Raw genomic sequence first — 13,016 nt, 5'->3', positions numbered from 1 at the left:
CATGGGCTGCGGATTAGGTATTGTCCATCAGGCTAAAATCCAAACATGGAATCCTTCCGAGGTTTTACTTTGAGGTAGCATTGCCAACGGAGTAAACCTCTTTAAAAAATACGGTTGATCAATAGCTCAATTTTTGTATTTTTGAAAGCTATGACTGTTATAATTGACAAATCTAATTCCAAAGACACCTCAAGAATTCTTAAAGAGAAATTGAAGAAATCTCCAAAAGGGGGCAATCTCACTAAGCATTTCGGGAAATTGAAACGAAAAATTGATGGACTAGAATACCAACTTTCAGTCAGAGAAAATGAAGATTGACTTTATCGCCGATTCAAACTTTCTAATTTATCTTCATGAAGGGAATAGTAAGGTTTTTCAAAAATAACCGAACTTGATTTAGTACTCATCGAAGTGTAAGTTGGTAAGCAGAAAAAGTTTTAAGTCCCTCTCTCATCCTCTACTTTCTGATCTTTGATTTTTTCCGTGTCACTCGGCAAAATCCAACCTTTGGAAAGTGCATGGGCAGCAGCGGCTGTGGTGTCTTTGACCAAAATCAACTCAACTCCCTGAATCAGGAATTCTGCAATTAAATCAGATAGATCTGAACCTGAAACATCCCGTATATAGACCGCCAAGATCCTACCGGGATGGGATTTCACCACTTCGAGGTAAATCTGAGGATCCTTCTGACCGCTGTCACCGATCAAGATAAAAGCCAACTCCTGAAACACATCCAAAATATGATTGATCTGCTTCAGCTTGTGAACTTCATGACTTCCTGCTATGAACTGATCCCGTGATAAGCCAAGATCCCGAAGCATCAACGGCCCTTTGGGAATCTTATGCGCGTCCAGAAACTCCATCAGGAAATCATAAATGTTCCAAGGACTGCTTGATACATAAAAAATCGGGTTACTCAGAATTTGGTCACGTCCCTTTCGCAGTGCGTCATAAAACTCCGACACGCCCGCAAACGGAATCCGTGTGTGTGCATTTTGGGTAAACGTTACTTTCAGCATTTCCCACATTCGCATCGCTCCAGTCGTCAAAATCGTATCATCGATATCTGATATGATACCATAATCGGGATTGGAAACGGGGAAATAAACTTCTCCAATGGCATTTACCTCAGTAGATCGCCCAAGCAAATCGTGAAGCAGTCGGAGTCGGATGGGCTGCCAACCTTGAAGGATTTCCAAATCTTTTAGCGGTAGTACGATCTCAAAATACCCTTCTTCATCTGTGGTGACTTTGATGATTTTCCCTTGAAAATCCGCTTCCAGATCAACTCCGGGAAAAACGATTGTGAGGAAGCGTTTTCTCATTTTCCGGAAATTCCGCCAAAATCGATCCTCAAGTGCAGAAGCCTGAATGTCCCGGTCTGCTAAAACTCTGCCAGCCAGATAAAGCTCCTTTCCATTTCCATAGCCCGCATAAGGCTGGATCAGCACTTTCTTCACAAACCCGACTTTCACCCACACCCATAGCTTGAGCCTGGAAACTTGCCTCTTAGCGAAGTAAAGGATTGGGAGAATTCGAAATCTTGAAAAGATGGAAGATGGCATGCGGTAAAGATTTGGAATTTTTAAGCAATTAATAGGCTAAATCTTTATCGAAGCCTGTTTATGGGATTTAAAACGGCAACTTCCCCAAATCCACATTTCCACCGGAAAGGATAATTCCAACTTTTTTACCTGCAAATCGATCCTTATTTGCCAGCAAAGCCGCCAAAGGAACTGCGCAGGAAGGCTCAATCACGATCTTCATCCGTTCATAGACCAGTCGCATGGCTTCAATTGTTTGAGGATCAGTTGCGAGCAGAATGTCATCCACATATCGTTGAATCAACTCGAAGTTCAGTTTTCCCAGCGAAGTCAGCAATCCATCAGCAATCGTATTTGGACCTGTTTGGGGGATGATTTCTCCAGCATGAAATGATCGGTAAGCATCATCTGCACCCGTTGGTTCTCCGGCGATTACCTTGATTGTAGGATTTAGATAATGTGCAGTAAGAGCAGTGCCGCCCAACAGTCCGCCACCACCAACAGGTGCCATCACGATATCCAGATCAGGCTGATCCTCCAGCAGCTCCAAGGCGCAGGTGCCTTGTCCTTCGATCACATCCATGAAATCGTATGGAGGGATAAAGGTAGCGCCAGTTCGCTCCACGACCGCTTCGAGCGTAGTTTCCCGTGCCTTGAGATTGGGTTCGCATTCGATGATTTCGCCTCCGTAGCCTTTGACCGCTTTTTTTTTGATCTCGGGTGCATTGGAAGGCATGACGATGTAAGAAGGAATCCCCGCCACACTCGCAGCGCGGGCCAAGGCGGCCGCATGGTTTCCTGAGGAGTGTGTTGCGACTCCTTTTGCTCGCTGTCCAGGGGTAAGTTTCATAACGGCGTTTGCTGCGCCACGTGCTTTGAAAGCACCGACTTTTTGGAAGTTTTCGCATTTGAAAAAAATCTCACAACCGGCGATTTCATTGATGGCTGTGGAAGTAAGAATCGGTGTTCGATGGATAAACGGCCGGATGCGGTCATGCGCCGCACGGATATCGGAGAGGGTGGGAAAATTCATAAATCAAAGATAATAAAGTGAAGATATGCTTTGCGAAATATACTCTGTGAGATAGGCTTCGCGAGATAATATCTCCCGCTGATTTGCGGAGATCTGAATCGCTGATTTACGCAGATTCCATTGGAGTTATAAAAACTTATTGAAATAATCTGTGGAAATCTGTAGATTTTTCTGCGGAAAACTTGCCTGACGGCAGTCAGGTCTGCGGGAAACTGAAAAAAGCTATACCCTATAATTCCACTTTATATCCCCTATTCCTTCCACCGGAAAGATTTCTCATCAATCGCCCGCATCGTACACAGAATCCCGTCTAAGTGATCAAATTCGTGCTGAATCAATTCTGAAATTGCACCATCCACTGTCCAACTCTGCTTCTCCCAATTTTCGTCCAGATATTCCAGCGTCAAACTTTGATGCCGTTTCACTTTGACCAGAAGATTGGGAAAGCTCATGCAGTCATCCCACAACTCGAATTTTCCTTCACTCAAGTCCTTCAACTCCGGATTCAAAATGATATAAGGCCGATCAAGATTCAGGTAAATCATCCGCTTCATGATGCCCAACTGCGGTGCGGCTATTCCTCTTCCAAATTGATAAACCCTGCGGATATCCTCCATCGCTTCGTGGAGTTGCTGAGTCCAATCCGGAACCAGTGGTAATTCAGATTCAAGTACAGGTTCGCATCGTTCATAAAGTCTCGGATCACCGAGTTTGAGGATATCGTGGATGGTTTTCATTTCACCTAATTAGTTAGCAATCCATACCCTATATAGGGTATTTTTAGGGATTTACGTGATTTTTTTTACCTGAATATTTGGTCAATAATAATAATAATAATATGTTCGAAGTAGTTAGTCGGGTGACTAATTGCTCTTGGCCAAGGGGTATTCCATTATTTTCAAAATTTTAAAACTCTGAAAAAGTTAATTTTAGGTTTTTTTTTATTTAGCCTGATGTTTGGGGCTATATCCATCTCCAGCGCTAATGCAGCTTGCTTTGAGGCTTACTACCCGACAGCGATATGTGAGACGCAAGGGTGGGAAAATTGTGTTAACCAAACTTGTCCGCCACCGCCTTGTGAGGCGGATGATTCTTGCGAACCAGAGGTTGGCGATTAATTTAAAAAAGGGGTAAAAGAATCTTACCCCTTTTCATTTAATTTTACCATTAGTTTAGTGGAACATATAAATAAGCGCTGCTAAAATTGAAAATATGCACATTTTAAGTAGAAATTTTTCTTTGATTTCCAAAGTCTTATGAAGCATAAATCACATGTGTTAAAACCTAAGCATTATGTTCTTCATTTTAATTCTTGGTAGAGCCTTTAATTTTATCTAATATATTAATTATGAAAACGTTTAATTTCCTTGTTTTGATCTTCCTCCTATCTGTATCTTGTAACATTGCAGATAGAAAAAATAATTCCTTCACGCTAATCCCCAGTCAATCAATTCTTTCATTCCCTATTGACTCCACTACCTCAAATATCAGCACGGGACTTGTCAGCTTTGAAAATTATCTCATTAATGTAAATTGGAAGGTTAACTCTCTTCAGTTTTATGGAATACAGTCTCAGAAACTTGAAAAAGAAATATTTTTTCCTTACGAAGGACCACAGGGAGTAGGTGCCCTATTCGGTATTCAAGTCAAAAGCCTTGACAGTATTTTTTTATATCCTCAAATTTCTAATTTAATTACTTTGACAGATTTTAATGGCAAAATTAACAACCGAATTGAGTATAAAAATCCATATATATATACTAATGCATTTGTCCACAACACATATTTTTTAAGTCCTCCTTTGATAAGGAATAATAAATTGTTGGTCAAAACTCATATACAAGGAAACTATAAGGCAATGACTGAGGAAAAATTGAAAATTTCTAAGATGGCATATAGCATAGATTTAACTAATGGAAACATTGAGCTTGGTAAATTAAATTACCCTGAAGGATATCTGAGTAAAGGTTTAAAGCATTTTGAGCCTAGTTTGGTATTTCAGCCCGATTTCACCGTCTTTTCACTTTTTGGAGATCACCGAGTATTCAAGCAAAACCAAGATGGGACTTTAGAGATCTTTGATGGACAAAGCCAATTTTTAGATGAGTCTCTTCCTTTATTCCCGGTAGCTGGAGAGCGCCTTGACACACAAAAGTATCTTACAGCCTCCTCGCGATATGAATCGTTAGTTTATGATCCTTTCAGAGAAGTATATTATCGATTTGCCTATCCAACTTTGGCTATCAAGACGGAAGAAGACCTTAGCCTACTTCGAGAAAACCCAGGCCCTTTTGTAATTCAGGTATTTGACAATGAATTAAAAATGTTGACCGAAAGCTATTTTGAAGGTGGGATCTATTTCCCAAACAATTCTTTCATAACCAAAGAAGGTTTGTATATCTCCATCAATAATCCCGAAAACCGCAATGCCCATGAAGATTTATTCCAATTTGAGAGAATAGATTTAGCAGAGTTAGATTAATATCTAGGCTCAAACAAAAAAAACAAAAGCACGTCTAGAAAAAAAGTAAGATTTGAGCCGTTTAAATATGTAATCTAAGCCGGACAAGGCAAGAATATTGAATTACACATTTTTGCCTGCTTTCTTTCCCTTACTTTTGCCCCATGAATTACCTTTCAGTTGAGAATCTCAGTAAGGCTTTCGGGGAACGGAAGCTTTTTTCAAATATATCCTTCGGAATTTCCCAAGGACAAAAAATAGCACTTGTCGGCATCAACGGCGCAGGAAAGTCCACTCTGATGAAGATCATCATGGGTCAGGAAATCGCCGATACCGGTGAAGTTGGTAAAAATCAATCTGTAAAAATCGCCTACGTCCACCAAAACCCAGTCTTTGAAGGTTCCCTAAGCATCTACCAAACTATCTTTGACCAAAGCAACAGCGAAATCCTGAAGGTGATCGAGGATTATCACAAGGCACTTTTGGACTCAGAGCGAGGAATTGACAACTCAGATAAGATGTCTGATCTTTTTGAAAAAATGGATGCTTTCCAAGCTTGGGATTTTGAATATCAGGTAAAGGAGGTTTTGGGAAAACTCGGATTGCATGATACCGATTTGCCGGTTGGCACGCTCTCCGGTGGACAGCGTAAGCGGGTGGCTTTGGCGAAAGCGATCCTTGAGAAACCTGACTTGCTTCTCCTCGACGAACCTACCAACCACCTGGATTTAGAGACGATTGAGTGGCTGGAGGATTATTTGGCAAAAGCCAACCTTTCTCTTTTCATGGTGACGCACGACCGCTACTTTTTGGAGAAAGTGACCAATGAAATCCTCGAACTCGATCAAGGCAAAATTCACCGATATCAAGGCAACTACGGCTACTTTTTGGACAAAAAGGCCGAGCGGATGCAAAACGAAGACGTGGAACTTGAAAAAGCCAAAAGCCTTTACAAGAAGGAATTGGACTGGATTCGTCGTCAACCCAAAGCCCGTGGCACCAAGGCCAAATACCGTGTGGAAGCATTTGAGGAAACCAAAGAAAAAGCCTTCGCCAAGCGAGAAGAGCGAGATATTGAGCTTACAGTATCAACTCAAAGACTTGGAAATAAGATTCTGGAAATCGACAAAATCTCTAAAGCTTACGGAGAAAAAACATTAGTTAAGGACTTTTCATACGTCTTCAAAAAGAAAGATCGGGTCGGAATCGTAGGACCAAATGGTGCGGGAAAGACTACGTTTCTCCAAATGATCACAGGCTTGAATCAACCCGATTCAGGTAAAATCTCTGTGGGTCAAACGACGGCTTATGGCTATTACCGTCAGGAAGAAGATCGATTTGACGAGGAAAAACGCCTGATCGATGTGGTCAAAGAAGTGGCAGAAATTGTGACTTTGGACAAAGGTCAGACGATCACGGTAAGTCAGTTTTTGACGCAATTTGGATTTCCTCCCAAGCAACAGTTTACGCCAATCGCCAAAATGAGCGGCGGGGAGCGCAGAAGGCTTCAACTGCTGATGGTACTGATCAAGAATCCGAACTTCCTGATTCTCGATGAACCTACGAATGATCTGGATCTGATGACTTTGAACATCTTGGAGGAATTCTTGGACACTTTTCCTGGCTGTCTGATCATCGTTTCTCACGACCGGTATTTCATGGATCGCTTGGTCGAGCACTTGTTTGTATTTGAGGGTGAAGGGGTGATCCGAGATTTTCCGGGGAATTATACGGATTTCAGGGAGTGGGAGAAAGAGAACGAAAATAGTATCAAGAATCAAGTCATAAGTATCAAGACTCCTCTAACCAAAAGCGAGATAAAAGAGACAACAATCGAGAAACAAGAATCTGCTCCGAAAATAAAAGCGAGTTTTAAGCAAAAGCAGGAATTCAAAAAGGTGACAGAATCCATTGCAAAGTTGGAAGCTGAGAAGGCTAAGCTAACCGATCAGATTTCTGCCGGTGCTCCCGAAGTCGATCAGCTGATGGCTTGGTCAAATAGGCTTCAGGCGATCGATTCCGAAATGGAGGAATTGGAGTTGGTTTGGCTGGAATTGAGTGAATTGGATGGGATAGAATAAAAGTGAAATACAGTGGAAATGCGGTGGAAATAAGCCTTCCTTCGTCAGGCGAAATAATAATTAGTGTTTCACAGGTGATTCGAGGTTTGTCCATTTTGGTGAGCCAAATCTTTGAGTAAACATTACCCGCAACCCAAGAACCTATATTTCAACATTATTTCACGGAGCGAAGCGGAGTTTATTTCAATTGTATTTCTAAATATCTCCCTTCAAAAAATCTTGCCGTAACTCCTCCGGAAACTTCTCAATAGCATAACGTAAGGCCGTCCTAGGCATGGATTGGTAATGTTTCTTCAGGAAGTCAAACTCAGTGTCAAAATCCCTTTTACCAATTTCACGCAGCATCCAACCCACTGCTTTGTGAATCAGGTCATGTTGATGGTTTTTGAGCTTTTCGGCCAAAGCCAAGGCATCTACAAACTTTCCTTTTTTGATCCAAAAATAGCTGCTGATCATTGCAATTCGTTGCCTCCATAGGTGTCCAGAAGCTGCCAATTCAGAGAAAAGGGATTTGTCTTTCTCATGATAAAAAGCTCCCAAAATCTGAAAACAGGAGCTATCCACCAAGTCCCAATTATTTATAAACTGGAGATGATCAAGGTAAAAATCTACGATTTTCTTTTGCTCTTCTTCAGATTTCAGTTTTTCAAAGCGATAAACCAGCATCATTAATGCAGTCAACCGAACCTCATGAAAGGGATTTTTAAGCAAATCCGAAATTTCATCCAATGAAATTTCTTTGTAGCACGCTTTGGCAATTTTTCGCTGATCAGGCACGATCACTCCCAAAAACTGATCTCCTTCCCCATAGCCACCCTGAAAAGCTTTAAAGAATTTAGGCAAAATGCAGCCTTTTCAGGAATAGTTTTATCCTTTAGCGATTCAAAAATTTGCTCTGTCAGCAAACTCATTTTGTGAATGCGCCAAGAGCTAGTTGAATCAATCGGTCCACTGTTTTATCCGCTTCGGGATCAAATTGTTTCAACGGGCGATTTGCTACAATGGCATTCAAACTCAGCATTTGATGCCCGAGCAATTCACCCATCGCATAATAACCTGCCGTCTCCATTTCGAAATTGGTCAGTGTTTTATCTTCAATTCTTAGGGCAGAAAGGCGCTCGATCATTTGATCAAATCGTGGCTTCAGTCGGACTTCCCGACCCTGAGGAGCATAGAAACCGGGACAAGTCAAGGTCACGCCTTTGACAAAGTTTTGGTCAAGCTTTTCAATAAGACTAACCGAAGCAGGAGCTTGATAGGGTAGAAATGAAAGGCCTAACTCCACCTGAATAGCCTTTGCCAAGCTTTGATTTCCAGCCAACTCCGGATAGTAAACCATCAAGGTATCCATGCCTACACCAATCTCCGAAGCCAACAGCGATCCAACAGGAATATCAGACTGCATACTGCCAGAGGTCCCCAAACGTACAATCTGCAAACTCTTTTTTTCAGGCTTGATCTCTCGGGTCTGTAAGTCCACATTGACCAAGGCATCGAGCTCAGTCATCAGAATTTCGATATTGTCTGTACCCATTCCGGTACTCATGACTGTCACTCGATTTCCATTCAACCAACCAGTATGCGTGACAAATTCCCGCTTATTGATTTTGAAGTCAACCCGATCAAAATATCTGGAAACCAAGGCCACCCGATCAGGATCCCCTACTGTAAAAACAAGTGAAGCCAGTTGTTCTGGCTTCAGATGTAAATGATAAATGCTTCCGTCCGAATTAATGATCAGTTCAGACGCAGGAATTCGTCGATTCTCCATGGAGTTTTTGGATTAGTTCTTTGCTTGGGATACGGTGAAGTCCTTTATATGGATTGTATCCGTTGGTATTTTTCTGGTAATATCCAGTTCCGTCATATGGACGCTTTTCCGGGTTTTCTTTGCACTCCACAGAACATGCACCATCCATTTCCCAACCGCATTTTTCACAGATCGCAAGGTGTTCATTGCACGTTGGATTGGCACAGTTGACCATCCGGTCAGAGGCCGTCCCACAGACGTGGCATTTTGAAATTACGGTAGGATTCACTTTGTTGACCTCTACCGCGATTCGGTTGTCAAAGACGTAGCATTTCCCCTCGAAATCTTCGCCTCCTGCCTCCATTCCGTATTTGATAATGCCGCCGTGAAGCTGATACACGTCTTCAAAACCTTGTTCCAAAAGAAATGCAGATGCTTTTTCACACTTTATTCCACCCGTACAATAAGTCAATACTTTCTTGTTTTTCAGATGCTCGAGCTCTTTTACTTTCTCAGGAAAATCACGGAAGTTGTCGATATCGAGGGTGATTGCATTTTTAAATCGACCTAGTTCATGCTCGTAATTTGAGCGAACATCCAAAATCACCACATCTTCCTGATCTTTCAAGGCCTTGAATTCCTCCGGTGCAAGATGCTTCCCGGTTTTCACATTTGGATCCAGGTGGCGAAGCGCAGAATGCACGATTTCAGGCTTGTACCGCACATGGATCTTGGTGAAAGCATGTTTCTCGTGGTAATCGATCTTGAACTCTGTTTTTGCAAATCGCGGATCAGCCTGAATATAGGCCATGTACTTTTCGCAATCTTCAACCAGTCCTGAGACGGTTCCATTAAGTCCTTCATCAGAAATGATGATTCGACCTCGGATGTTGTTGGCAACGCAGAACAGGTGATGCTCTTCCCGATATTCTTCGGGGTTTTCGATTTTTGCGTAGCAATAGTACAGCAGGATGCTGTACCGTTTGTTTGTTGTTGTTTCCATAACTAGCGCCCTGTTTCGGCAGGGTGTTGGGGATTTTTGATTTACGATTTTTGATGCTTCGACTATCCGCCGCGGCGGACAAGCTGCTCAGCACAGGTTTACGATGCTTTACTTCATCATTCGATATTCAGCATTCGGTGTTCGTTATTTCTTCTTACTTCTTACAACTCACTTTTTACATTTCACCATTTACTTAATCTTCGCTGCCGGATTCCCGAAGACCGTTTCGTTTTTTCCTACTGAGCCAATCACAACAGATCCAGCACCAACTCGGGCACCTTTGCCGATTGTCACTCCAGCCACTATCGTCACTCCCGAACCGATAAATGCCCCTTCTTCAATCGTCACCTCTGCATTTACGATCGATCCCGCTCCGATCTGGACAAAATCACCAATTACCGCCTTGTGATCAATCAGTGCAGCGGTGTGAAAAATGCAATGGCTTCCTACTTTTGCTCCGGCGCCGATCGTGACATTTGCATTGATGAAATTACCATGACCCAAAGCAGCATCTGTGGAGACATAAGCACGCTCATGGATTGCATTTACAGGCTGGACCTTTCGGTTTTCGATCAGCATTTCCACAAGAAACTTGCGGTATTTCACGTCATCCACTGCGACAAATGCTTCGGTTTTCTTACCGATCAACTTTAAGAAACCTTCGTCCTCGGGATTCCCCAAAATTGGAATATTATTGATCTCCGTACCGTAAAGACTCTGATCCTCATCCAAAAAGCCATAGACGATGACTTGATTGCTGTTGAAAATCTCAAGTGCGGGATGAGCAATTCCTTTTGCTCCCAGGATGATCACCGGTTTTTCCATGAATTTTAATGGTTTTGGACTGCGAAAGTACGGGAAATGACTCGCTTGCGCAACGATTCATTTGGATTGGCCCTTGAGAAGGCTCTGCCCGATTTTGCAGTTCAGGCATTTTTGGGGCTGGCAATACGTTCGGAAAAGCCCGATCATACCCTGAGAATCGAAGGCATTTTCAGCTTTCCAGCCTTTGTCCCCATACTTTCGGATGATGAAATTACTTTCGGCGGGGATCGTCTGCATCAGGTCAAAGCATCGCTCCTGCCACTCGGGCTGCTCAAAGTAGCGTCCATATGCAAACCATAACGGAATCACAAAATTGATGATCAAAAGCTCCAAAGAGCTGCCTGACACACCTTTGGAAGCCACTTTTTCGGTTGGCTTACCAAAAGAATAATGATACTTCCAGTAGTCAGAAGGCGGGATTTGGAGGAGTTTTTTGAAAGCTGCGAACTCCCGATTATCCTCGAGCACTGCCTGAAGAATGTTTGGTGCTTTGGAAAGAATTGCTGCCAATTGCGCAATTCGTTGTGTCGGAAAATTAGTCGGTCGAGCACCCATAAAAGTCCAATGTTGACGCAGAAGTGGAGTTGTCCAGCCGAATTTTTTCTGATAAAAATCATACTCTCCAATCAAATGCTGAACATAGGGTTCATGGCTTTTTTCCGGCAGAAGTCCAGCCTGACCTAATAGCATCGCCTCCAAAGCTGAAACCTGAGTTCGGTGTTTTTGGAGCACTTTATACGGAACCAAGGCCGCCAATTCCCCCATGGGCTGACTGTTGATCTTGAATCCAAAACAGGTGAAAAGCCATCGGTATGCCGTCTCCTCCCAATCTCCTTTCGTTTGATCAAGGATAGCAAGTATCAGTTGGGATTTTTCCAAAAGCCGCTCCACCAAGGCCTTTTCCAAAGCCGAAAATCGGATGATTTCAGGCACTGTGCCCAGAGCATGTGCACAGGGAAGGTCGGATTTAAAATCGAGTAGTTGCTCATAATTTCTCCAGATCTCCAAGAAGATTTTACCTTTCAGTTCGATGGTTGGAAGCGGTGTCCCATCATTTCGCAGGACTTCGCGGTCATTTTCCCAGATTACATGAAGAATCACCGAATTGTAAGCCGGATCGCCTCCGTGTGCATGCTGCTTCCATTCCGAGGCCATCCGATGCACTTCGACGTGACCGTGGAGTGTGACCCCATCCAAAACAATGGTCGCATCCCGAAAGTCAGGTCCTTCGCTTTGATTGTGAAAGCCTACCTTCATGATTTGGAGGAGTTGACCATCGGTAGTCCGAAGGTCTTTTTTGTCGAAGTATTGGTACTTCCAGACAACCTGTAAAAAATCTTCTTTGAAGTTCATAATTCCCAAAGACTAAAAGTTTATGGAATTTAGGGAATTCAGAACTAGAAGTCAAGGCTTGATAGAGTCAAACCCTCCATGGGTTCGAAACCCTTGGAGGGTTAAGCCTAGATCAAAGATACTTTTCCAACAATCCTTTCATCTCTACCTGAAGCTTATGCGCTTCCTTTCTAGCAGCTTTCGCGAAGTCTTTTTCCCCCGAAGCATAAATAATTCCCCGGCTGGAATTCACTAAAATTCCACAGGTCGAGTTCATGCCATATTTCGCTACATCAGCTAAGCTTCCTCCTTGGGCTCCTACTCCCGGAACTAAGAAAAAATGTTCCAGAGCTGCTTTCCGTACCTCTCCGATCAGTTCTCCCCGAGTCGCACCCACTACATACATCAGGTTTTCCGGACTACCCCATTCCTGACTTTTTTCAAGCACTGATTGATAAAGCGGTTTGCCATCCTTGTCCTCAATCAACTGAAAATCCATTGAACCCACATTCGAAGTCAAAGCCAAGAGAATCACCCATTTGTTTTCAAATTCCAAAAATGGAGTCACCGAATCCTTACCCATGTAGGGTGCCACAGTGATCGAATCGAAATTCATCGTCTCAAAGAAAGCTTTGGCATAAAGGCTGGACGTATTGCCAATATCTCCCCGCTTGGCGTCGGCGATGGTGAAAATATCCTTGGGAATAAGTTCGGATACTTTTGCAAGTGTCTCCCATCCTTTCGCTCCTAAGGCTTCGAAAAAGGCGATATTCGGTTTATAGGCCACTGCAAAGTCTGCTGTCTCTTCGATGATTTGCTTGCAGAAGGAAAAAATAGGATCAGGTTCAGAAAGTAAGTGAGTAGGAATTTTCTCCAAATCCGGGTCAAGACCTACGCATAAAAAGGAAGATTTTTTCTGGATTTGGGAGAAAAGCTCGGAGCGGGTCATGTGTTTTTTGAATTTGGGCAAAGGTAGGGAAATGGCAT

General features: G+C 42.9%; 11 protein-coding genes. 2 read left to right on the top strand and 9 right to left on the bottom strand.

Annotated elements, in window-relative coordinates:
* Positions 1-437: 437 nt before the first annotated feature.
* The 3 genes from Q8M62_RS12730 to Q8M62_RS12720 form a co-directional block, all read right to left on the bottom strand.
* Positions 438-1,565, bottom strand: coding sequence for an App1 family protein (locus Q8M62_RS12730; protein WP_304902231.1), 1,128 nt, complete (start codon positions 1,563-1,565; stop codon positions 438-440).
* Positions 1,566-1,632: 67 nt separating this feature from the next.
* Positions 1,633-2,577, bottom strand: a complete 945-nt coding sequence (locus Q8M62_RS12725; protein ID WP_304902232.1) for a pyridoxal-phosphate dependent enzyme — start codon at positions 2,575-2,577, stop codon at positions 1,633-1,635.
* Positions 2,578-2,828: 251 nt separating this feature from the next.
* Positions 2,829-3,314 (bottom strand): peptide deformylase, encoded by a 486-nt coding sequence (locus tag Q8M62_RS12720; protein ID WP_304902233.1) that lies wholly within the window; start codon positions 3,312-3,314, stop codon positions 2,829-2,831.
* Positions 3,315-3,925: 611 nt separating this feature from the next.
* On the opposite strand from Q8M62_RS12720, the gene Q8M62_RS12715 reads away from it, so the two are divergent.
* A complete protein-coding gene (locus Q8M62_RS12715; protein ID WP_304902234.1) occupies positions 3,926-5,059 on the top strand; it encodes a DUF4221 family protein in 1,134 nt (377 codons plus the stop codon).
* Positions 5,060-5,202: 143 nt separating this feature from the next.
* Positions 5,203-7,119 (top strand): ABC-F family ATP-binding cassette domain-containing protein, encoded by a 1,917-nt coding sequence (locus Q8M62_RS12710; RefSeq protein ID WP_305668164.1) that lies wholly within the window; start codon positions 5,203-5,205, stop codon positions 7,117-7,119.
* A 195-nt stretch (positions 7,120-7,314) separates the two neighbouring features.
* On the opposite strand, the gene Q8M62_RS12705 is transcribed toward Q8M62_RS12710, so the two are convergent.
* From Q8M62_RS12705 to pyrF, 6 genes are all read right to left on the bottom strand, one after another.
* Positions 7,315-7,962, bottom strand: a complete 648-nt coding sequence (locus Q8M62_RS12705) for a DNA alkylation repair protein (protein ID WP_304901149.1) — start codon at positions 7,960-7,962, stop codon at positions 7,315-7,317.
* Positions 7,963-8,026: 64 nt separating this feature from the next.
* Positions 8,027-8,890 (bottom strand): nucleoside phosphorylase, encoded by an 864-nt coding sequence (locus tag Q8M62_RS12700; protein ID WP_304901148.1) that lies wholly within the window; start codon positions 8,888-8,890, stop codon positions 8,027-8,029.
* On the bottom strand, positions 8,862-9,872 hold the full coding sequence (locus Q8M62_RS12695; protein WP_304901147.1) for a rhodanese-related sulfurtransferase: 1,011 nt from the start codon (positions 9,870-9,872) through the stop codon (positions 8,862-8,864). The genes Q8M62_RS12700 and Q8M62_RS12695 overlap by 29 nt, the downstream gene beginning before the upstream one ends.
* Positions 9,873-10,061: 189 nt before the next feature.
* Positions 10,062-10,697 carry an acetyltransferase gene (locus Q8M62_RS12690; RefSeq protein WP_304901146.1) on the bottom strand — a complete coding sequence of 212 codons (636 nt, stop codon included), beginning with the start codon at positions 10,695-10,697 and terminating at the stop codon, positions 10,062-10,064.
* 57 nt (positions 10,698-10,754) lie between these two features.
* Entirely contained in the window at positions 10,755-12,050 is a 1,296-nt protein-coding gene (locus tag Q8M62_RS12685; RefSeq protein ID WP_304901145.1) for a DUF2851 family protein, read from the bottom strand.
* Positions 12,051-12,162: 112 nt separating this feature from the next.
* Positions 12,163-12,978, bottom strand: a complete 816-nt coding sequence (pyrF, locus tag Q8M62_RS12680) for an orotidine-5'-phosphate decarboxylase (protein WP_304901144.1) — start codon at positions 12,976-12,978, stop codon at positions 12,163-12,165.
* Positions 12,979-13,016: the final 38 nt, after the last annotated feature.

The sequence above is a fragment of the Algoriphagus sp. genome, assembly GCF_030694375.1.
In the GTDB taxonomy this organism is placed as follows: domain Bacteria; phylum Bacteroidota; class Bacteroidia; order Cytophagales; family Cyclobacteriaceae; genus Algoriphagus.
Note: the sequence above shows the minus strand (reverse complement) of the source record. Positions and strands in the feature narration are given on the sequence as shown.

Excerpts from the sequence above, each read along its gene's own strand:
- Q8M62_RS12720 (WP_304902233.1), bottom strand. The coding sequence starts at position 3,314 with ATGAAAACCATCCACGATATCCTCAAACTCGGTGATCCGAGACTTTAT.
- Q8M62_RS12690 (WP_304901146.1), bottom strand. The coding sequence starts at position 10,697 with ATGGAAAAACCGGTGATCATCCTGGGAGCAAAAGGAATTGCTCATCCC.
- Q8M62_RS12695 (WP_304901147.1), bottom strand. The coding sequence starts at position 9,872 with ATGGAAACAACAACAAACAAACGGTACAGCATCCTGCTGTACTATTGC.
- Q8M62_RS12715 (WP_304902234.1), top strand. The coding sequence starts at position 3,926 with ATGAAAACGTTTAATTTCCTTGTTTTGATCTTCCTCCTATCTGTATCT.
- Q8M62_RS12730 (WP_304902231.1), bottom strand. The coding sequence starts at position 1,565 with ATGCCATCTTCCATCTTTTCAAGATTTCGAATTCTCCCAATCCTTTAC.
- pyrF (WP_304901144.1), bottom strand. The coding sequence starts at position 12,978 with ATGACCCGCTCCGAGCTTTTCTCCCAAATCCAGAAAAAATCTTCCTTT.
- Q8M62_RS12685 (WP_304901145.1), bottom strand. The coding sequence starts at position 12,050 with ATGAACTTCAAAGAAGATTTTTTACAGGTTGTCTGGAAGTACCAATAC.
- Q8M62_RS12700 (WP_304901148.1), bottom strand. The coding sequence starts at position 8,890 with ATGGAGAATCGACGAATTCCTGCGTCTGAACTGATCATTAATTCGGAC.
- Q8M62_RS12710 (WP_305668164.1), top strand. The coding sequence starts at position 5,203 with ATGAATTACCTTTCAGTTGAGAATCTCAGTAAGGCTTTCGGGGAACGG.
- Q8M62_RS12725 (WP_304902232.1), bottom strand. The coding sequence starts at position 2,577 with ATGAATTTTCCCACCCTCTCCGATATCCGTGCGGCGCATGACCGCATC.